The 20,570-nt window shown below is 34.4% G+C and carries 28 protein-coding genes; 7 read left to right on the forward strand and 21 right to left on the reverse strand.

Annotated elements, in window-relative coordinates:
- Positions 1-4: 4 nt before the first annotated feature.
- The 3 genes from ACKVEV_RS06785 to ACKVEV_RS06795 all read right to left on the reverse strand — a co-directional run bounded on the left by ACKVEV_RS06785 (position 5) and on the right by ACKVEV_RS06795 (position 2,118).
- Positions 5-748, reverse strand: a complete 744-nt coding sequence (locus tag ACKVEV_RS06785) for an amidohydrolase family protein (RefSeq protein WP_409369643.1) — start codon at positions 746-748, stop codon at positions 5-7.
- A 132-nt stretch (positions 749-880) separates the two neighbouring features.
- Positions 881-1,324 carry an NUDIX hydrolase gene (locus ACKVEV_RS06790; protein WP_409369644.1) on the reverse strand — a complete coding sequence of 148 codons (444 nt, stop codon included), beginning with the start codon at positions 1,322-1,324 and terminating at the stop codon, positions 881-883.
- Positions 1,325-1,344: 20 nt separating this feature from the next.
- On the reverse strand, positions 1,345-2,118 hold the full coding sequence (locus tag ACKVEV_RS06795; RefSeq protein ID WP_409369645.1) for a class I SAM-dependent methyltransferase: 774 nt from the start codon (positions 2,116-2,118) through the stop codon (positions 1,345-1,347).
- A 132-nt stretch (positions 2,119-2,250) separates the two neighbouring features.
- Here ACKVEV_RS06795 and ACKVEV_RS06800 point away from each other — a divergent pair, with 132 nt between their 5' ends.
- A complete protein-coding gene (locus ACKVEV_RS06800) occupies positions 2,251-2,898 on the forward strand; it encodes a pentapeptide repeat-containing protein (protein WP_409369646.1) in 648 nt (215 codons plus the stop codon).
- 376 nt (positions 2,899-3,274) lie between these two features.
- Here the strand turns inward: ACKVEV_RS06800 and ACKVEV_RS06805 are convergent, their stop codons facing one another.
- The 3 genes from ACKVEV_RS06805 to ACKVEV_RS06815 form a co-directional block, all read right to left on the reverse strand.
- On the reverse strand, positions 3,275-3,799 hold the full coding sequence (locus ACKVEV_RS06805) for a GNAT family N-acetyltransferase (RefSeq protein WP_409369647.1): 525 nt from the start codon (positions 3,797-3,799) through the stop codon (positions 3,275-3,277).
- Positions 3,800-3,992: 193 nt separating this feature from the next.
- On the reverse strand, positions 3,993-4,337 hold the full coding sequence (locus tag ACKVEV_RS06810) for a hypothetical protein (protein WP_409369648.1): 345 nt from the start codon (positions 4,335-4,337) through the stop codon (positions 3,993-3,995).
- Between the two features lie 719 nt (positions 4,338-5,056).
- On the reverse strand, positions 5,057-5,218 hold the full coding sequence (locus ACKVEV_RS06815) for a hypothetical protein (protein WP_409369649.1): 162 nt from the start codon (positions 5,216-5,218) through the stop codon (positions 5,057-5,059).
- A gap of 491 nt (positions 5,219-5,709) precedes the next feature.
- Between ACKVEV_RS06815 and ACKVEV_RS06820 the strand changes: the two genes are divergently transcribed.
- The gene (locus ACKVEV_RS06820) at positions 5,710-6,246 is read left to right on the forward strand and encodes an HXXEE domain-containing protein (protein ID WP_409369650.1); all 537 of its coding nucleotides are present in this window, start codon (positions 5,710-5,712) and stop codon (positions 6,244-6,246) included.
- 88 nt (positions 6,247-6,334) lie between these two features.
- Here ACKVEV_RS06820 and ACKVEV_RS06825 read toward each other — a convergent pair whose 3' ends face one another.
- On the reverse strand, positions 6,335-6,742 hold the full coding sequence (locus ACKVEV_RS06825; RefSeq protein ID WP_409369651.1) for a hypothetical protein: 408 nt from the start codon (positions 6,740-6,742) through the stop codon (positions 6,335-6,337).
- Positions 6,743-7,062: 320 nt separating this feature from the next.
- Positions 7,063-7,512 carry a holin family protein gene (locus ACKVEV_RS06830; RefSeq protein ID WP_409369652.1) on the reverse strand — a complete coding sequence of 150 codons (450 nt, stop codon included), beginning with the start codon at positions 7,510-7,512 and terminating at the stop codon, positions 7,063-7,065.
- A gap of 270 nt (positions 7,513-7,782) precedes the next feature.
- Between ACKVEV_RS06830 and ACKVEV_RS06835 the strand changes: the two genes are divergently transcribed.
- The 3 genes from ACKVEV_RS06835 to ACKVEV_RS06845 all read left to right on the forward strand — a co-directional run bounded on the left by ACKVEV_RS06835 (position 7,783) and on the right by ACKVEV_RS06845 (position 9,089).
- Positions 7,783-8,247, forward strand: coding sequence for a GNAT family N-acetyltransferase (locus ACKVEV_RS06835; protein ID WP_409369653.1), 465 nt, complete (start codon positions 7,783-7,785; stop codon positions 8,245-8,247).
- 226 nt (positions 8,248-8,473) lie between these two features.
- A complete protein-coding gene (locus ACKVEV_RS06840; protein ID WP_409369654.1) occupies positions 8,474-8,674 on the forward strand; it encodes a YjcZ family sporulation protein in 201 nt (66 codons plus the stop codon).
- Positions 8,675-8,912: 238 nt separating this feature from the next.
- On the forward strand, positions 8,913-9,089 hold the full coding sequence (locus ACKVEV_RS06845; RefSeq protein WP_172771828.1) for an asparagine synthase: 177 nt from the start codon (positions 8,913-8,915) through the stop codon (positions 9,087-9,089).
- A 52-nt stretch (positions 9,090-9,141) separates the two neighbouring features.
- Here the strand turns inward: ACKVEV_RS06845 and ACKVEV_RS06850 are convergent, their stop codons facing one another.
- The 4 genes from ACKVEV_RS06850 to ACKVEV_RS06865 all read right to left on the reverse strand — a co-directional run bounded on the left by ACKVEV_RS06850 (position 9,142) and on the right by ACKVEV_RS06865 (position 12,093).
- Positions 9,142-9,711, reverse strand: coding sequence for a cysteine hydrolase family protein (locus ACKVEV_RS06850; protein WP_409369655.1), 570 nt, complete (start codon positions 9,709-9,711; stop codon positions 9,142-9,144).
- A gap of 120 nt (positions 9,712-9,831) precedes the next feature.
- Entirely contained in the window at positions 9,832-10,578 is a 747-nt protein-coding gene (locus ACKVEV_RS06855) for a polysaccharide deacetylase family protein (RefSeq protein WP_409369656.1), read from the reverse strand.
- 421 nt (positions 10,579-10,999) lie between these two features.
- Positions 11,000-11,620, reverse strand: coding sequence for an NAD(P)-dependent oxidoreductase (locus tag ACKVEV_RS06860; RefSeq protein WP_409370518.1), 621 nt, complete (start codon positions 11,618-11,620; stop codon positions 11,000-11,002).
- Positions 11,621-11,706: 86 nt separating this feature from the next.
- Positions 11,707-12,093 (reverse strand): hypothetical protein, encoded by a 387-nt coding sequence (locus tag ACKVEV_RS06865; RefSeq protein ID WP_409369657.1) that lies wholly within the window; start codon positions 12,091-12,093, stop codon positions 11,707-11,709.
- A 282-nt stretch (positions 12,094-12,375) separates the two neighbouring features.
- Between ACKVEV_RS06865 and ACKVEV_RS06870 the strand changes: the two genes are divergently transcribed.
- Positions 12,376-12,750, forward strand: coding sequence for a hypothetical protein (locus ACKVEV_RS06870; RefSeq protein ID WP_409369658.1), 375 nt, complete (start codon positions 12,376-12,378; stop codon positions 12,748-12,750).
- Positions 12,751-12,835: 85 nt separating this feature from the next.
- Here the strand turns inward: ACKVEV_RS06870 and ACKVEV_RS06875 are convergent, their stop codons facing one another.
- Entirely contained in the window at positions 12,836-13,138 is a 303-nt protein-coding gene (locus ACKVEV_RS06875; protein ID WP_409369659.1) for a hypothetical protein, read from the reverse strand.
- A gap of 150 nt (positions 13,139-13,288) precedes the next feature.
- Positions 13,289-13,441, reverse strand: coding sequence for a hypothetical protein (locus tag ACKVEV_RS06880; protein WP_409369660.1), 153 nt, complete (start codon positions 13,439-13,441; stop codon positions 13,289-13,291).
- 368 nt (positions 13,442-13,809) lie between these two features.
- Between ACKVEV_RS06880 and ACKVEV_RS06885 the strand changes: the two genes are divergently transcribed.
- Positions 13,810-14,106, forward strand: coding sequence for a transposase (locus ACKVEV_RS06885; RefSeq protein ID WP_409369661.1), 297 nt, complete (start codon positions 13,810-13,812; stop codon positions 14,104-14,106).
- A 67-nt stretch (positions 14,107-14,173) separates the two neighbouring features.
- On the opposite strand, the gene ACKVEV_RS06890 is transcribed toward ACKVEV_RS06885, so the two are convergent.
- The 7 genes from ACKVEV_RS06890 to ACKVEV_RS06920 all read right to left on the reverse strand — a co-directional run bounded on the left by ACKVEV_RS06890 (position 14,174) and on the right by ACKVEV_RS06920 (position 20,512).
- Positions 14,174-14,374, reverse strand: a complete 201-nt coding sequence (locus ACKVEV_RS06890) for a cold-shock protein (protein ID WP_024360941.1) — start codon at positions 14,372-14,374, stop codon at positions 14,174-14,176.
- A gap of 233 nt (positions 14,375-14,607) precedes the next feature.
- Positions 14,608-15,168, reverse strand: a complete 561-nt coding sequence (locus tag ACKVEV_RS06895) for a DNA-3-methyladenine glycosylase I (RefSeq protein WP_409369662.1) — start codon at positions 15,166-15,168, stop codon at positions 14,608-14,610.
- A 21-nt stretch (positions 15,169-15,189) separates the two neighbouring features.
- Entirely contained in the window at positions 15,190-15,786 is a 597-nt protein-coding gene (locus tag ACKVEV_RS06900) for a class I SAM-dependent methyltransferase (protein ID WP_409369663.1), read from the reverse strand.
- Positions 15,787-16,047: 261 nt separating this feature from the next.
- Positions 16,048-16,239 carry a hypothetical protein gene (locus ACKVEV_RS06905; RefSeq protein WP_409369664.1) on the reverse strand — a complete coding sequence of 64 codons (192 nt, stop codon included), beginning with the start codon at positions 16,237-16,239 and terminating at the stop codon, positions 16,048-16,050.
- Positions 16,240-16,694: 455 nt separating this feature from the next.
- Positions 16,695-18,269, reverse strand: a complete 1,575-nt coding sequence (locus ACKVEV_RS06910; protein ID WP_409369665.1) for a right-handed parallel beta-helix repeat-containing protein — start codon at positions 18,267-18,269, stop codon at positions 16,695-16,697.
- Between the two features lie 222 nt (positions 18,270-18,491).
- Positions 18,492-19,394, reverse strand: coding sequence for a hypothetical protein (locus ACKVEV_RS06915; RefSeq protein WP_409369666.1), 903 nt, complete (start codon positions 19,392-19,394; stop codon positions 18,492-18,494).
- Between the two features lie 149 nt (positions 19,395-19,543).
- Positions 19,544-20,512: a hypothetical protein gene (locus tag ACKVEV_RS06920; RefSeq protein ID WP_409369667.1), complete on the reverse strand. Its 969-nt coding sequence runs from the start codon at positions 20,510-20,512 to the stop codon at positions 19,544-19,546.
- Between the last annotated feature and the right edge of the window lie 58 nt (positions 20,513-20,570).

Raw genomic sequence — 20,570 nt, forward strand, 5'->3', positions numbered from 1 at the left:
TAATTTATTTAAAATACCAGTTAAATGCATTTTTATAAAGAATGCGTTCAGCGGCTGCTGAATCAAATAATTGCTGAATACAAGCTATATCTGAAAAGGCAAATGGTCTATTTGCTCGAGTGGAAGGTAAATCTGTACCGAACATTAAAGCATTCGGATCAATAGCATAAATGGATTTCAACGCATTCTTCACATCAAGACTCACTCTTCCAAAACCTGTCGCTTTCACTCGTACACCCTTTTCTACAAGTTGTAACAAATGAGGCAATCCCTCCTCAGACAACCCTAGATGATCAATCGAAATTGCGGGTAAGTCCTCAATAGTTGATGCAATTTCGGGTAAATCTTTAGCATCTATATATAATTCACTATGCCAACCAGTTAAATCATAAACACGTCTTGCAAAATAGTCGAGTTTAGATAAATCTTCGGAGCCGCCACGTTTTACATTAAATCGTAATGCGCGCACACCTTTTTGATGCAAATAAAGTATTTCATTATCAGTTACGGAAAATGGTAATTGTGTTACACCACAAAAGGCAGGACCCATTTTTTCTAAAGCATTTATTAAGTAATTTTGATTAAATCCTTGAAAAGAACCAGATACAATGGCTCCACCTACAATATTATAAGTTGAAGTTTCTTTTTGGTAATCTTCCACAACATAGCTTGGTGGAACATATCCTTGGTTTTCTATAATCGGGTAATTAAAATCAATTATGTGGAAATGTGCATCCAATATTTTCATCTTCCCGCCTCCTTTCTTTTACGTTAACACAAGTAACCTATAATTAAAAATTATGATTCTTGATTAAATCAGATAACTTTTTCTTATTACCACTACAACAAATCTATCAACAAACTGATTACTAAATACATATTAAAAATGTTTTTTAATAATGTACTGAGCTCTTTCATCAAGATTTGCAGGTAAATCTGTTGGCGAAAAGTATTGCAAATCTAAACTTTCTCCATCTGTCATGCTTAATTCGCCATACGTCCCTTCTGCAACATAAACACTGATTACGTTATACACTTCATCACCATGTGGATACTTAAAATAAAGATTTTGTCCTGAAAGTAAATCAAGAAACTTAAAATTTTTAGCTCTTAGTCCCGTTTCCTCAAATAATTCTCGCTCGGCAGTTTGTTCGAGGCTTTCCGCTAGCTCCATTGCTCCACCTGGCAACCCCCACTCTTTCGTATCAGCGCGAAGTTGAAGCAATATTTGTTTGTTCTTATTGAGGACAACAACAGTGGCACCAACTAGTATTAAAGGTTTTGTTCCAATAAATTTCCTTATGTTCTTTATATATTCAGCCATATTCAATCAACCTCTCACTATTAATCTTTCCGAGCAGTCAATATCGGTTGGTAATAACCAGTCTGAGACGAGAAATGCCACTCCACATCTACGAAACCAGTTGCTTCCAGTACTGTATTTAATTCATGTCGTAACAATGCTCTGTACTTTGTGCTGTAATGTTTCGTTTGCCATTCTTCGTTAATTACCTGCAAAATGAATTGATTGACAGTATACGTTTTGTCGTCTTGTGCCCAATCATACACTTGAAAAACAATTCGATTTCCATCATCTAAAATCGTTGGTTGTGTGCTTGTTATTTTCTCTTTTATCAATGCATCGTAATCTCTAATCGTTAGAATCAGTAAACCATTTTGAAGAAGCTTTTTATGCATATTGTGAAAAGCTTTGACCAATTCTTCATCTGTTAATAAATGTGGAATAGCATTATCTGCAGACAGAACGATATTAAATTGGCCTAATACATCCTTATTTAACGAGCAAAAGTCTGCCACGCCAAAATTGATGTTCACCCCATAACGTGCTGCTTCTTTAGCGGCTCTCTTTACTGATACTTCGCTAATATCCGTTGCAGTTACTTTATATCCGGATTTCGCCATCCCGATTGCTTGTGTGCCGATACCGCACGAACAGTCTAATAGAGTCGTGTTATTCGTACAAGACAAGTTTAACTTGGATTGGATGACTTTATGAAGTAGCTCACCTTGACGTAATATTGCTTCATGCCAGTCAACAAATAGTAGGTGGTAATTGTCCGCCAGTTCATCATAAAAATGTAGCACAGAATCTTTCAATTAACCGTCCCCCTTAATTATTTCCCCGAATGCTAACGACTTGCCCACACTTTCACTTAAAAAAACAGTCTTATAAACATAAGATTTTTTTATTATTCTTATATTATTAATGCAGTAGAAAGGTGTGTTATTGTGGCAAAAGGTTTTAAAATTGAAACACCTAAATTACCTTTAACATTAGAAAAAGCGAATTTTCAAGATATTTTTTATGAAGAAGACCCATTTTTATCAGAATGTGTAATCGAAAATACGGTCATTGATAATGAATGTATTGAAAGACTAATATTATCCAAAGTCCACTTTAAAAATGTAAGATTCATTGGCGTTACATTTCGAAAAATAGATTTAACAGATGTCGTATTTGAGAATTGTGATTTATCGAATGCAAGCTTTTGTGAAGGACTGATTCACAGAGTTACATTCGAAAACTGTAAATTATTAGGTTTGAATTTTGCGGAGGCAAATTTAGGAAATGTATCATTTAACAATTGCATTGCCAATTTATGCGACTTTTCAGACAGTCGTTTAAAACAAGTTGTATTTTACCGTTCTTCACTACAAAGTGCTAATTATTTTGAATGCAAATTTACTAAGGTGTTATTTGATTACTGTGACTTGAATGATGTTGATTTTTCTCGAACATCGTTAAAAGGAATTGACATTAGTACATGTCGATTTGAACGGTTAAATGTAACGTTGGAAAGTTTAAAAGGTTGTGAAGTATCATCCGAACAAGCGGTTGGGTTTGCTACTTTATTAGGTTTAATCGTGAGAGAGTAAAATGGTTATAAAGTTTTAAGTGGGAGTTGAATAGGCAAGAAGGTAATATAAACATTATGCCTTCTCCCTTCTCACGTGCGGCTTTATGTTTAGACGTTGAGTTTTTCAAAATAGCTACAGTTTTCACTTAGATGATCTTGATGAATAAACAGAGCACCATTAATTTGTATTGAAATTTCTAATGCCTCACCGTCGTCAATGCATATGAATAAAGGGAACTTGCTCATTCCTAATTCTTTCTTTAAGCATTTGCACACTACATTATGCCTCTCCCTTACATACGTTTCTTTCTTCATACTATAAAAAATATAAAACTTAATCAAAATAAATAATAAAATGACCAGCAGTAAATTTTCACTAACTGGTCAGTATTACTTTACTTAATTAACGAATAAATATTTGTATCAAATGCTTGATTATTTTGATGCATATAGTTTCGTAAAACGCCTTCTTTTTCAAATCCTATTTTTTCCAACAACTTATTAGAAGAAAGATTTTCTGTAAACACAATGGCTCCTATACGCACCAAATCCATTTCTTGAAAGCCATAGGAAATAACTTTTTCTACAGCTTCCTTTGCATAGCCATGCCCCCAGCTGTTAGGGAAAAGTGCATAGCTTATCTCCGCTTTTTTATGCTCAACAGACCACTCTTGAAAACCTATCGTCCCAATAATCCCCTCTTGCCCTTGTACTTCAATACCCCATTTAATGCCTAGTTTGTTCTCAAAATTATAAGAAAAATTTTGGATGATCTGTTTCACTTGCTCTAAGCTCGTTAACGGCTTTTGTCCATAATGACGTAAAACGTCTGGATTAGAAAAGCAATCTAAAATCGCTTGCGCATCGTCTTCAGTCAGTTCTCTTAACACTAATCGATTCGTTTTTAATATAGGAAACATTTATTCACGCTACTTTCAAAAATCGTATTTTTACCATTCTATAACTTTAACTGACTATTTTCACTACTTATTTTCCTTTTTTGTGCAATATCGATCTTATAAAGTAGTCTTGGCATCAAAAAAAAGCCATTTAGTTATTCTAGATACTAAATGGCTACATGATTATATTAAGCAAATAAATGGTCAATATTCTTTATTTACTCTCATATTCCTTCATAATTTTTAAAACGATCTTGTTATATTTTGTTATGCTAATATTTTTCACGACTAGCAATAAGAATATTGATACAATGCATACAAACATGGCGATATACATGATCGTTTGCATTATATAATAGTATGACAAGTAAGGTGGGGCATTTAGTAAAATAAAACCACTTGATAGCATAACGAACAGCCAGCCAGGTAGTCTTTGCACTAGGAAGTCCGTACTTTTTCGTTTCATATATATTACTGTTTTTTTGAAAATAAAGGACATCATTTTAATATAAACGAAGCCAATAAAAGCACTTAATAAAATATTTAGAAGAGAATTCAAAATAAATCATCCTCGTATATTTTCTATCTTTATCTTCATTATGATAGCTGATAGGACGTAAAATGACGTAAATATTATTTCTCTTAAATAAATAACCAAGCTTATTTGCTCTCATATTCTTTCTTAATTTTTATAACAATCTTGTGATATTTTGTTATGCTAATATTTTTCACGACTAGCAATAAGAATATTGATACAATGCATACAAACATGGCGATATACATGATCGTTTGCATTATATATAACGGATAAAAAGGTAGAATAGAATAAAATATACAACAGCTTGATAGCATAACGAACAGCCAGCCAGGAAGTCTTTGAGCAAGAAAGTCCGTACTTTTTCGCTCCATATACTTTACTGATTTTTTGAAAATAAATGACATTAATTTAATATAAACGAATACGAGGAAAGCACCCAATAAAATTTCAAGAAATGTATTCAAAACAATCACCTTAGAAATAAGTTATCGCAAAGAATATCTCCTACATTTAGTTTAACAATTTTCAATCACATTTCAATATGAAGTCTACAAATTAGTGGAATTTCACTATTTTTTAGAAAAAACTGATAAATAAATATAGTTAGAGAATTATGGATTTTATAGTAACTTGTAGGTTATTGCTAAATTTTTATTTTTTTTGATTGTTTATAAAAAGTTCAACTTTATGTCTTCGTGTCGATTAAAAAAGCACCCCACTTTAATGTGAGATGCTTGCTATTATTGCGGTATTTCTTCCATTATTTTGTCAAAGTCTAGAAGGTATCCACCGATTTTTGCTTTTTCTAATTCTTCCATAAATTCTTCTTTTCGTTCATTCAGTCTGTCTTCAAGTGTGTTTTGATAGGCTGGAAATAGATTGTAATCTACTGTTTTCCCCATAAGTTCACCTCTTATTTTATATTTTCCTATATTATAAGATACATTGATATTTTCTGACAATTAAAAATGATGAATATGAACATTTCGAACGATAATATTCCATATATCTAGGCTTATCATCTAATCACTCGTTATACTTTTTGCCTAGTTATTATTTGAACATAAATTTCTAACAAATATATTTTACTGACAATAATTGTCGAATTTTTTAAAGTTTATTTAAAAATGCATGAACTCCTATCAAGTTGTTGTTATAATTCTATAATAAGGTTATTTTTCAAATAACAAGGAAGCGAAATAAAAAAACTTTTATTTTCTCTCTAGTACACAGGCTAATAGCTAGTAACTTTCACTTTTCCATCATAATAATAGTAGTGTAAAGCTAATTAATTTAGCTTTGCCCTCCTGATTTGTTGGTTAGGGTCACTCTGGTCCAGTGACCCTATTTATATTATAAAAGAACGTTTATTAATAGATAGTGAGGAAGCAAGATGGAATTTTGGTTCAATATTCATACACTCATATGGTTATTTCCAGTTTTTTTTATTATCCACGATTTTGAAGAAATTATTATGCTAGAGCACTGGTTACATCATCATCGACATAAGCTCTATAAACGTTTACCATACCCATTGGCCGATCGAATTGTGAAACAGTTTTCTATGACCACTGCTCAATTTGCAGTAGCAGTGCTTGTTGTTTTTATCGTTGTCAGTGGCGCTACAATCGCAGCTAGTCAGTATTTATATAATGGTAACGTTATGAAACTTTATGTTTTCATCGTTGTCACTTTAGTATTTTTTATTCATGCTCTTACGCATATTGGACAAACGATTTTATTGCGATCTATTACTCCTGGCTCTGTTACGTCATTATTCGTGATCATCCCATATAGCATGCTGTTATATAGCTCGTTATTTAGTCAGAAACTCATTACTTGGCAAATGATTTTTAATTGTTTACCTTTTGGTCTATTATTTTTTCCAATAGTTTTAACAGCTCAATGGCTAGGAAAAAAGGTTATTTAGTTATGGGGGAAGCTACCCCTGGCGAGATACTCTCGAGCATGTGGTAGCGATTCTTACCAATTTAGCCTTCGTCAGAATGAACTTGACCTTATTTTACATATTTCAAATGTTTTTTAACAAATGCAATGATATATTGCACTTCTTCTTCTGTCATATTTACTAACTGACAAACTCTGCGTAGTTTTGCAGGCGACTTCAATTGTTCTCGCACTTTATCAATCAACATATATTTACACTTTCGTGGATTCACATAATCTCGAATTTGCTTATAACGTGCGTATGCATAGCGAGCAAATGCATTTAACATTTCCCGTTCATAATCTTCACGTTCTACATGCATGACAACTTCATCAATTTCATCCGTTTCAAATATCCAAGAGCCGTCTGTCAATTGCATATCATCACCTCTTTCTTTTTTAAAAGGCATGTTGCCTTCAAAACCCCAACTCATTTCCTTTAGCACCAACATACCTTCACCCATTCTTATTAAATGCACAGTAAAAAGCCACACCTAGATAGATGTGACTCCTTTGAGAAATTTATTTTGGTTGTCTGTTTGTAAAAGAGCATACCGAAATTTTTTAGGCTAAAAGAACACTTTCTTTCAAAGTGTCAGGAATGTGAGCTTAACAAGTACTTGTCCCTGTCATACCATCCTGAAATCTTCGTTAACCAATGGCACAGTGGTAGAGAGGATAAGGAATAAAATGGCCTAGTCTTCTATTTCATATTACATAATTGTATTCCTGTGCGGGATGAATTTCTTTTAGTAATATTGTGATACATTAGATGGTAAACAAAAATGATACGACTTTGTTATTCATGATCGTCCTTTTTATCATCGTTATCCTTTTTTAATTGCACAAAAGCATTGATTAAAAACTTTGGTACGCGAATTCCTAACTTCCCTAAGTTTTCAATAATACTAATTCCCTCCATACCTATTAAAAACAGAATCATCGCATTGCGCATGAAATTGCCGCTTTCTGTAGCATTATCCAATTGTACAGCTGCTATAACCATTAATAGCATCGCTGTCTTTTTTAATAATCCTTTAAACGTTTTACGAGAATCTATATCCTTGGTTAACCATCCGACCATACATCCTAATATTAAATCGATGGCCATTAATATTGTTAAAGAGGTTAACAATTCATCTACGCCGCCAATTAAATAAACAATTATTGCGGTCGTACCACCTATGAACGATGCCCATAGCGTATTAGTTTCCAGATTATCACCTACTTTCTTCTCGAAATCCCCCACACAGGTGATAGTAGAAGGCTTTAAAACTACTGAAATATCTTAAAATACTTTTCTCGGATATTAGCATCACAGCCTTCATATCTAGCATATTCAAATGCATATACGGTGAACATTCACAATAATACAGAAAGAACTACCTTTCCGTATAAATTTTTAATTAGTAAACTATGTATCTAGCTTCACAAATGCGCGTTAAGTATTTGATATTAACTTACCAACAATGTAATATATTAGTAATTTTATAAAACGAAAATTTTGGAGGCTATAAAGATGCAAATTATCATGGCTACACGAAATGAAGTTCCACAAATTGAAATTTTATATCAAGAGCTTTTTATCGAAATGTCCAAGTTACAACCAAATTACATACAAGCTGCTAGACAAGATGTAGCATTTATTCGCCATACGATTCAAAATCAAGCGTCAGATATTTTACTGGCAAAAGTACATAATGAAATCGTCGGCTTTTTGCTTATCCAAGAAATGACGACACCTCCTTATGCATGTATTGTTAAACATAAATATGCCTTTATCGTCGATATTATTGTGGGCAGTCAATATCAAAGCCAAGGAATCGGTTCAGCTTTGCTAAGTGAAGCAAAAAAGTGGGCGGAAAATCGCCAATTAGATTACTTGGAATTAAACGTTTTAGCTGAAAACGGTGGTGCATTTACTTTATATGAAAAACAAGGGTTCCAAGTGATGAATCATACAATGCGATTGGAGTTGGCATAATCCATAAACATTCTTTAGATGTAACGGCAACAGTGAATTTTTGCATAAGAGTCTGTTTGTGCTATAATAAGCTTACTGACAAACCAAAAAGGTAACCAATGTGAAGCTGTAGCGTATAATTGCGCTGCAGCTTTTTTTGTAAATTAAAAAAGCTACATTGGGATAAATACCCCTCCGCATTTCCACAATGAACATATTATAAAGTTGAAGGAAGGAGGAATGTTTCATGGGATACTACGGAAATGCAGGGAATTGGAACAATAATTTTTATGGTGGATATAACTATGGCGGTGGATGTAACTACGGTGGTGGATGTAACTATGGCGGCGGCGACAATTACTATGGCGGCGGCAATGGCTCAGCATTCGCACTAATCGTTGTACTGTTTATTCTGCTAATTATCGTCGGTACAGCTTTCTTACATTAAGCTCTAAAAAGACTTTAATGGAATGACCAGTTGCTTCTACACTCCTATCAATACCAAAGGGTCGCTTCCCCCAAGCGACCCTTTTAAATTGCTTTAACGCGATATTATACATATTAGTGGCCTTAAACAGCAAAGGTGAAGCTTGATAAAAAACATAAAATAAGTATAACTATATGGGTATTCGCAAATAGTATGAATGGTGTGATAACGCCCATTAACTACGATGGAGGGATTTTGGATGAACAATATTCGAGAAGGTTTAATCCCAACTATTTTAGGTTCTGCTGTTACGGCTGCTGGCTATGCTTTAAAGCAAAAAAGTGGTTCTAACAAAATGATTGCGAACACTGTCTTTGGATTCGGGTTAGCACATATTGTGTTAGGAGCAATAGACCTTGTAGAACATCGTCGTTAAGTATTGAAGAGCACATTTTTTGTGCTCTTCTTTCGTTCATATATTGGAGTACCTACATGTCAGTTCGATATTGATTGTGATTAGGTTCAAATAAACGCTCTTGGGTGCTTCTGACCACTGCAAAATGATCTACATTATAATGACCGTGTAGCGTTTCATTGTGATGGGCAATAATTTGCTCGGCTGAAAGTGTGTCTGAATCCGTAGTTGAATGTCCATCTGCCACTAGCGTAACATCAAACGCTTGAATTGTTGCTGTCCGCACTGCGCTATCGATACAATGCTCTGTTTTACAGCCCATGATAACTAAATGATTAACATTCTCATCTTTCAAATATTGCAGCAATTCTGTTTGATAAAAAGCATTAGTCGCTTTTTTATCTATAAATATTGCACTATTTGTTGGCACATTGATGTCATTGTGAACTTGAAAGCCTGCCCCTTGACCATTTGCTACATCTTTATCTCGAACGAAAATAATTGTAGCATTCTTTAATATTGCTTGTTGAATAACAAAATTAATATTTTCAAGCAATGTTTCTTTCTTAAATACTGCTTTTTCTTGGTCATTACCATCCATTAATTCCTGTTGGGCATCGATAATTAGTAAAGCTTGCTTCAATAAATCCCCTCCTCCCTTTTCAAACCATTCCATAAATTACTATAATATATAAACATTACGCTTGAACAGTAAAACCTCGAAAAGTGCTTCTTTTGCACTGATCGAGGTGTTTGTCTTTCCTTATTTATTTTCTTCCATTTTTTTATTTGCCTTTTGTACTTCAAGCAATTCAGATACGGTGACAAATTTATATCCTTGCTTTTCAAGTTCAGCTAAAATTTTTTCTAATGCTTTGACCGTTTGTCCCCGGTCTCCTCCCCCATCATGAAACAGGACGATATTCCCTTCCTTCGCACCTTTTAATACCGTATTCACGATTTTATGAACACCGGGGCTTTTCCAGTCCATTGTATCCTGATGCCATGACCACATCACGACTTTGTAACCCTCTTTTGCTACAGCTTCAATCATTCCATCCGTATATTGGCCTTCTACAGGGCGAAACAGTGTCGGTGTATAGCCTGTTATACCATATATCGTATCGTGTGTTAGTTTAATTTCCTTCAGTAAATTAGGTACATTCGTCCTTAACGGGTGAGTATATGTGTGAATGGCTAATTCATGGCCTTCTTCATACATTCGTTGCACTACTTCTGAATTTTTTTCTGCATTTTCCCCAACGATAAAAAATGTTGATTTTGCCTGATATTTGGCTAATACATCTAAAATTTCTGGTGTGTATTTTTTATGAGGACCATCATCAAAGGTTAATGCGATAATTTTTTCCTTTGTTTTGATTTCCCACAAAATTTGACCTGCTTCTTCATAATACTTCCTTCCTTTATCAGCAGAGAAACGTTCACTCACAAAAAATACAGATACCACCACTAAGCAAATAGGTATTATATACAGCATCAATTTTTTCAAACATCTTCACTTCCCAGACAAAATATTTAGTACTTTATTATTTGTTGATTTGCTTAAAAAATGCTATTGATTTTGAATTATTAACTGCCATGTGAAGTATAAAAAAACAACTTGGTTGCCATAATAACGTTAAAGCCATGAATCTCCCTAAAATTTTTTCTTTGATGCTGTAGTGACTCACTACAGCGTTTTTTTATGAAAAAAATAGAATTATGGGCCGAAGCAAGAGTAAACGAACATATCGCAAGAATCTTTTCATCTATTGTTGTATTAATCATGTATTGGAATCGTTTTTTGTTCTATGGCAAAGAATTGCATGGCTGCCATATCAAAAGCCTTGTTTCAATTCCTCTCTCTTTTTCTCCCTACATAAAAAAACACGCTAGCATTAACAATGATTTGTTAACACTAGCGTGTTTCATTAATAAGCAATACCGACTCTTGCTTTGACATATTCTGTACTTTGAATTTGTTTGTACGCAAATTGTGCCGTATCTGCTACGGATATTTCCGTTCCACCTTCGGGTAAAAAATCTCTTTCTACTCGATAGTTTCCCGTATATGGACCATCCGGTAAATAGGTTGGGCAAACAATTGTCCAATCCATATTTGATTGTGCCAATAATTTATAAACATTGTGATGTTCTTGTGCTGCAGTGGTTGACTTTCGTTTGGATTCACTGGATTGATAACGAAGTACACTTGGCGTTAGTCGACTTTGTAATATGCCTGCAGTGCCTACTGTAATCATTCGTTTCAATTGTACTTTTTGCATCGCTTGTAAAATAAGTGGCACGCTTTCTGAAAGTGTTGTTGTACCATCTGTATTTAAGGCACTAATGACAACATCTGCTGTAGCAATAGCGGATTCAATGTCCTCTTTATTTAATACATTCCCTTGTATAACTTGTAGATTTTTATCGGAAATATTCAATTTACTTGGTGTTCGTACAAATGCGATGACTTGATGACCATCATTTAGCGCGTATGAGACAATACGGCTACCTACACGTCCTGTTGCACCTAAAACTAAAATATTCAGTTCCATCACGCCTTTTATTGTGATTATAACATAGTGTTTTTCAGGGCACTATGAAATGTCATATCACATTGCGAAACGCATTCATTTTAATCCGTAAGTTGAACATCGACTATAAACAATTTAAAGTTATTTTGACTGGCAATATTCCTTACTATTTCTTGGATTTTGCTTTCCGTTCTGCTATCAAGTTTCTCTAAATTATGTAATTGAATTGTAATAATCTGATTGTCAGAAGAATCGATTAAATATTCAATCGTACTATCAGGATGATAGCCTTCTGCTCTTAACGCGACAACTATTTTTTTTGTTAATTGCGTGCTTTGCAATTTTTGTGCGATGTCTTCAGCTCCACTTTGAGTACCATTGCTTTCGGATAAATGCATTGTAGGTAACGGTTGGTTTTTCAAATAAATTGCAGCGATTACCGCTAGTACCCCCATTAAATAAAAAACATATTTTAGTCTTTTATGCATTCTTGAACATTCTCCTTTTTAGTAGACTAAGAAGCTGTAAAGATTGGTTATGCCTACTGTGCCAATGCTTTGTTTAAACGCACAATCGATATAGCAGCAGATTACACTATATTTTCATTCCATTCAGTTAGGTAAATATATTATATTTTTATTTTTATATTTATTTATTTTAATTCTATTTAGTAGGACATATTACCAGTTCAATACTATTCCTTTTCATAGATTAGTAATGTAAGGCAAGCGCGTGCATTACAAAAAAACTAACAAAAGGGAGATAAAAAAATGGAAGATAATAGATATTGCAAACATATGAATTGGAATCATTGCGGTTGCGAAGATGAAAAGAAAGGCTTTGAACATAAAGAAAATAAATGCCATAAACATGATGAATGTAAAAAATGCTCTTGTATGGAGGAAATGCACTGGTGGAAAGAAGAGCACTGTAAAGGTTGTATTTGTCACTTACTAAGATGCTTAGAAATTGGTACTACAGTAGATGTTTATTTGTCCAGTGGAGGTAGCTTCCTAAGAGCAGTTTTCATTAAATTAGATAGCCGAAATTGCTGTGCTTATTTTGTTGAACCTGGAGCAGCAGCTGAACCTATTATTATTGATTGCCAAAAAATTGATGCAATCAGACGCATTTCTAGAGCATAGCTAGCATTAATAGTCCAATAAGATAGGATAAAGCATCTGTTTACTATTTACGATAGTTTACAGATGCTTTTCTTATCAATATCGTCTATCCATTGACAATTACTTTTACAACAGGTTCTAGTTTTCCTACAAATGCATCACCTACATAATCTACATCAATTATTACTGCTCTTGGTTCAAAGCGTTGTATACTATCAATTATGCGAGCAGTATTACGTCTCTTCGCAATATGAACGGGTATATTACGTTCCATTTTCCTGTCCCTCTGCCTTTTATCAGGGTAAGACATGACAAATGTCGATAAAATATAAGCTACATTTTGCAATATTTTATCAACACCTGTAGCACTAAAATCGATATTGTTCGTTGCCGTCACTTGATGTGTCATCCAATCAACCCTTCTCAAACAGATGTACAAATGAAATTCTTTTTATTTGCTAAGACTGTTGTTTGAACATTGTTTTCGTCTTAGGAACACTTAGTTATGTATGCAACAACTGCAAATTATATGAATAATGAATAGCAGCATTGTGCAGCTTTATCGAGTAAAAACATAATAAATAACATATAACCAGCTAAAGCAACCGTGAATGATTGCCCACAATACAGAGTGGTGGACACTCCATGAAATTGTAATGGCTAACACTGCACCAAATCCGATCCCGTTTTTTACGACAGAGTTATTTTCCATTTTACGCCCCCCTCTGTATGTTCTTGTCGTGTATACATAACGATTAATTTTTATTTTTATTCCCCCTATTTTAAGTCAGTTTATTTGACGCTTTACTTTAAATGACAATCGTAAGCCGATAAAACATCATATGTTTAAAAGGTCAAGACCATCATGCGTTTTCATATAAAAGTCTGTTATTATTTTTCCATGCATTGTCTGCAAAAAATTTCTGTCACATCTTTTTTATACCCCATTCTACATATTTTACACCTGCGTTTTACGTTTTTACAAATATTTCTATAAATGAATTTTACTTACTGGAAAGTCGTTACTTATCTTGTCTATGTTTATGTCTTTACAGTCGTGGGGATAATGAGGAAAAGGACGTGGGGAAAGTGAAATTGTTATTAATTGTTTTGAGCATAATGGTCCCTCTAGTCATGCTATTGCTGCAAAGTAAAAGCATGATCGCACGCACAGCTTTTAACGTTCTTGCAGTATTGGCAACCATACTTTTTGGAGGTATCGCTTCCACATCTATCTATCAAATTATTGTCGATGATGCCGTCTTTATGACAACGATTCATGCCATTTTTTTAAATTCCTTGTTTTTAATTACAGGTGCTTACATGGGTGTTTACTTGCTCTACAGGCTCTTGTTATGGACATGGCAAGAAAAATAACAGTTTTGAAACAAAAAAAAGAAGCATTCCAAAAGAATGCTTCTTTTTTGCTCAAACAAATGTTAAATTAAAGTTTAACGATGTTTTTAGCTTGTGGTCCGCGGTTACCGTCTTCCACTTCAAATTCAACTTTTTGACCTTCGTCAAGTGATTTGAAACCTTCACCTTGAATCGCTGAGAAGTGAGCGAATACGTCTGCTTCACCTTCAACTTCGATGAATCCAAAACCTTTTTCTGCGTTAAACCATTTTACTGTACCTTGTTTCATAATAAGAAACCTCCAAAAAAATAAATTAATAAACAATTTCTTCAAAAAAAAATTCACCTATTATAAAAAGTACCGAACAACACGATTACTTTTTGTAATAGGTGAATTCAATATTTTAAATCAAGAAATCTTTTTATTAATTTCATTATATACGAAATCATACCAATTGTCTAGAAGAACTTTTATATACCGTTTCATTGCTTATGCAATAAGGCTTTATTGTTGGTATTTACCTACTGCACTTGACGGCAACTACAATCTACAATATGATCATTCACCATTCCTACAGCTTGCATAAAGGAATAACAAATCGTACTGCCCACAAATTTAAAGCCATCTTTTTTTAACTGTTTACTCATGCGATCACTAAGCTCTGTTGTGGCAGGTACTTCCGCTATCGTTACCCAGTTATTTATAATTGGCTGATGATCTACAAATGACCATATGTAATTTGAAAAGGAGCCATGCTGTTGTTGCATTCGTAAAAATGCTTGTGCATTCGTTACCACACTCGCTATTTTAAGTTTATTGCGGACAATACGCTGATCCTCTTTCAATGCTGCAAGCTTGTCCTCCGTATATGATACAATTTTAGTCGCATTAAATTGGTCAAAAGCATTACGGTAGCCTTCTCTTTTTTGCAAAATCGTCCACCAACTAAGTCCTGCTTGTGCTCCTTCTAAACACAGCATTTCAAAGAGATGCTGATCATCATAATTTGGCACTCCCCATTCTTGGTCATGATATGCTACATATAATGGTTCATTTAGCTTTACCCACTCACATCGTTTCATTTATACAACCTCCGTTAATTATTATTTAGTCGCTATGACAGAAATCCAGCCTTTTCTTGCATGCTCTTGTATAGTAATGGATTGAAAACCTATATTTTTTAATAGCTGCTTCAATTGTCCATTCGTTTGATAATCCTTTCGATGATAATTGATTTTATAAATCTCTGACATTATAACAAATTGACCACCATGCTTTAAAACTCTATATACTTCTTGTACATCACTTGCTAAATCAGCCCAAAAATAATGGGTTTGGCATGCCGTTATCAAATCAAAAAAAGCGTCAGGATATGGAATAGTCGCCACACTTGCTTGCGATACAATGACTTTACCATTGGCTACAGCATAGCGATTTACTTTAATCGTATCGTTAACCGCTTGTTCAGAAATATCAATTCCATGAATCTTCCCACGATGGTTGATATTAGATAAAGCTTGAACGGTTCTTCCGCCGCCACATCCAATATCTAAAACAATATCACCATCTTTCATGAGTCCACTATGCATTAACCAATTCGTCATTCCACGATGAGCTACATTCATAATACGCAACATAACGGAACCAATCAATCCACTTGGTTGTTTTGCCTGTTCAATTAGTTTTTGTAATATAGTCACGCCTTCATCCCCCCTTCTTTGTATTTTATACGTTCATATATTTTTAAAGTTTCATATATTTTCCAAATAAAGGTGTATATTAATAGGTTCTGATAGAAGTAACAAAAAAATCACAGCGTTATTATTCTTAACACTGTGATTTCTTCCAACTAACTATATTTTTGATGCAAACCTTAGTTTTGGTCTCCATGATATTGATTATTTATGCTATACAATAAGCCAGGACAAATTTTTTAGTCCTTCGACAAAACTGACTGATAATTAATTTAAGTATGTATTGTTTGAAGTATTTCGTTCGCGCTCATCTAATACTAGATGGATAATAAATGCTAGCTGTTGTTCAATTCGCAGATTATTTTGATGAAAAATATCAGCTATTGCACTTTTTTGGCTGTCTGCTAATTCAACCTTACTTAGCATCATCATAATTTCTTCTTTCGAAAGCCCAAACATCTTTTCTCACCCCATTTCAATTCCAAAAATATTTCATTATTTCAAAAACATTATCATAAGTTCTAATACTGAAGACATGCATTATTATTAATGCACCATTTTTACTAATTATAGGATATAACCTACAGAATAAGCAATCTAAAAACTAAATTTTCTAACAATATTTTCTGCCATTTAAGCTGCTATTATTATATTGTATATAATATTACAAATATTTTAACAATAATTCCTTATAGGTTTACAAGGTTTTTTAACATAATAACAATTTTTACTATCGATAAAATGTAATGCATTGTATGTCGAATACTCGTATTCTTTGTCAATATTTTGCATGAAATACTTGTAACCTTCAAGTATTTTTTCTTGCATTCACTTTCTCTTCTTTTCAGTAATGTCGCCCATCCATGCTATAGTTCATTGAGAAGAAAAAAGTAATTTCAATAAATTGAAACTACTTATTTTCTGTTTCTTTCATCAGCACGTGTACGGATGGTATCAACCATTTGCTGTACTTTTTCTTTTGATGTCCGTTGTGAATCTATCTGGATAATTCTTGAAGTATCATCTTGTTGGCACTTTCCTACGTTTACTAACCCTCTTATATATAACTGACTTTGCGCTTGCACAACGGCTACTGTTTTAACATCCGTAAAACGATTATTATTGATTTCAAGTAGCGATTGGTTGGTCATTGCCAAAAAGGTTCTCTCCGTTTCTCCAACCTCACAATTTTCAATACGCCCCATTGATTTATCACTCCAAAAAATCGAATAAGGGCTTTGCGGACAATATGAAAAACTGCTATCTTTTACTTCTACGATTGCATCAATACACGAAATACTATTTCCGACAATATGATTAAACGTACAATTATTTGCAAAAAAACGTGCATTCGTAATATAAATTTGGTGGCTCTTTACATGCTGTATGTGCGAGTTTTTTACGGTAATCTTTGCATGGTCATTGCCATAAATTCCACCTGCTTCTCCAAATTGTAAACTGCACTGATCAAGGACAAGACCACTTGCATCGACAATCATATGAAATTGGCTATGGTGTTGAATATGACATTCCGTCATATTGACATCGGCTTCATTGAAAATGGTAACACCTGATGTAGCACCCTTCGTGATATGACATTTTCGAATTTCAGCTTTACTGTTTTCAATAAACAACTGTGGTTTCATATGTTCAAGGAACCGACAATCATAGATGACAGCCTTTGATTTTTCTCCTAAATACAATCCATTCATTTGACTAGAAGCAATAGTACTATCTGTCGCGATTAGCTCGCTTTCATGGACAACAATATTTGTTCCTACATGATGTTTTATGTCACATTGATCCATCGTTAGTTTAGCACCATTAAATATTTGAATGCCCAAATCTTGGCCTTCGTGAATAACTGTATTTACAAGTGAAATAGTGCTTGATGCTGCCACAATTTGCGCCTTTTCGTGCCCATAAAATTCACAATCCTCTATCGTCATTTTCACATTCCGTATCGCAAAGATGCCATTCATGCCGCCTTCTAACAACATACATTTTGATAATGAAATGTCGCTATTTTGAATAATGATTTGTGCTTTCGTATGATGTTGGATTGTAGACTCCATCATCATCACACTCGAACCATTATCAATGCGGATGCCAAATTGATTAATAGGACCAGCAATGATATCAACATTCTTCATCATTAACGTGCCAAATTTAACGGTTACTTGCGTATTGACCATTTGCTGCTCGATTATGCAATTTTCAAGCTGTAAATCCCCTTTACTGTAAATGCCCTGCCCTTTGCTAAAACGGAGATTTCGCATTTCCACATGTGTTTGGAAACGGATAAATACAGCACCATTAATGGTGACATCCCCCTTACCATAAAGCGTCAATTTTTTTGAAATCTCGATACTTTCTTCGTAGACGCCATCCCTAATCTCAATTGAATCTCCAACTTCAGCATCTTGTAACGCCTGGTTAATGCTTTGATAACGATGCATTATGCTTTTTTTTACAATGAGCGTTGCCAACCCCATACCTCCTGTCTTAAACGAATGGCCTTCATTTGCCATTCATCCTATTTATATACCTAGTGAACTTCCTATTATTCAATTTCGACTAAATTATTTACAATTTTCTGGGTACTGAATGTGCAATGGAGTGTTTCTTAAAAATGATTCATGGTATTAAATTGCAATAAAAAAACCAGCAATAGAGCGATTAAATCGGCTATTGCTAGTTTTTTGTTATCATTATTTTTTTCGTTTCATGAAGAAAATGGCAATTACAGCCGCGACAAGTGCAATTACTGCAACAATCCATAAGGTGCTGGCGCTTGAGGAAGTGTCAGTTCCTTCATTGTTTTGCTGTTCATCTCGCGGTGTTGCTGCACCTTCATACTTATGTGGTGTTTCTTCAGTAGTTGTTTGTGTAGCCGAAGCAATTTGAATGTATTGTAATGTCGGTGTAGTGGATGGCTGTTCTTCATGTCCATCATGGTGACCACCATTAGTCGTCAAAATAGATTTTTCTAATTGTTGTCCAATCCAACTTTTCGGGTCTGTTGAATCGGCAAAAATACGTGGATGCCCTGATAGCATATAGGTTTTACCTTCAATGACAATGCCCATCGCATCACCTGTTACAACATCTTCGATTGTTCCAGTTGGGCCATATGAAAAACCACCCATTTGGAGTAAAGTGTGACCGCCCATATCCGTATCTAAGTTAGCTGTTAGGAAGTCAATATACGCTTCCTTCGTTAACGTTGCATCAGGATTTTCAAAGTCATATTTATTATGCAATAATGCCGTATTTATTTCTTTATACGTAATATCTCCATCTAGCGAAGAAACGTATTCTTCGGTTTTTGCTGCTTGCGCAAGCTCTTCCACCGTTGCCCCTTCAAGACCAAAAAATGCGCCAGTCCATGCTGCAAAGTCTTTTCGCGATAAGTTCTCTGAAGGGTTCAATGCCATGTCCACGCCATTATAACCAATCAGTCCAGTACTTTGAAGAATCATGATTTCTTTAATATTGGTTGCAGTTGCGGGAACATCCGAATAAACCATACTTTTATCCATCGTATGCGCATAAGCTGCTACTGGCGCCATCATTAGTGCACACATTACGATCATTAGTATATATTTTCTCATTTTTACTCCACCTTCCATTCCATAGTATAGCTTTTAATTGTGATGGAAGTATGAAATTCGATTGCTTAAATACAATTTTGTTCAGTTCATGTCAAAAAACAAACCAGTAATATAGCAAGTCCATTGCCTATTACTGGTTACTGTACTTTTTATTTTTTACGTTTGAAGAAGAGAACTGCGATGACTACTGCTACTAGTACAATGACTGCGACAATCCATATTGTGCTAGAACTTGCTCCTGATGTATCAGCTGATTCGCTTTCTTTCGCTGTATTTTTTGTTTCTTGTTGTTGGGATGGTTCTGTAACTTGCTGTGTTGGTGATGCTATTTGAATATATTGGAGCGTTGGTGTATCAGACTGCTGTTCTTCATGTCCATGATGGTCGTCTGTGCCGTGACCGTGATCATCAGTCGCCTCTTCATCATGCCCATGGGCATCATTTGTTCCATGATCATGACTATGATTATCATTCATCGTAACAATCGATTTTTCTAAGTTTTGTCCAATCCAGCTGTTCGGGTCTGTTGAATCGACAAATAGACGAACATGACCAGAAAGTCTATATGTTTTTCCATCAAGTCTAATCGCTAATTCATCACCCGTGACAACATCTTCAATTTTCCCAGTTGGCCCATACGAAAAACCGCCCATTTGAAGTAAAGTGCTGCCGTTTATAGCTACATCTAAATTTTCCGTTAAAAACATAATATAGTCATCTTTTGTGAGCGTTGCCTCTGGCATGTCCAAATCCAACTTCTGTTGGAATAACGCCGCGTTTATTTCTTTATAAGTTATATCTCCTTCTAGAGAAGAGATATAGTGATGATTTTTTGCGGCGAGTGCAAGTTCCTCTACTGTCGACCCCTCTAGACCTAAATAGCCACCAACCCATGCAGCAAAATCTTTTCGTGATAAATTTTCTGTTCGGTTCAACTTCATATCTACGCCATTATAGCCAAGCAACCCAATACTATGAAGAACCATTATTTCCTGTAAATTCGGAGCAGTAGCTGAAATATCTGAATAAAGCATACTTTTATCCATTGGATGTGCATAAGCTACTGCAGGACTGATCAACAAGCCAAGCATCAATAGCAAGAGTATTATTTTTTTCAAATCTTCCACCTCCTATTATGAAGTATAAATAGTAGTTGTGAGGGAAGTTTGAAATATT

Origin of the sequence: Lysinibacillus sp. 38-6 (genome assembly GCF_046245175.1) — a bacterium.
Classification (GTDB): domain Bacteria; phylum Bacillota; class Bacilli; order Bacillales_A; family Planococcaceae; genus Lysinibacillus.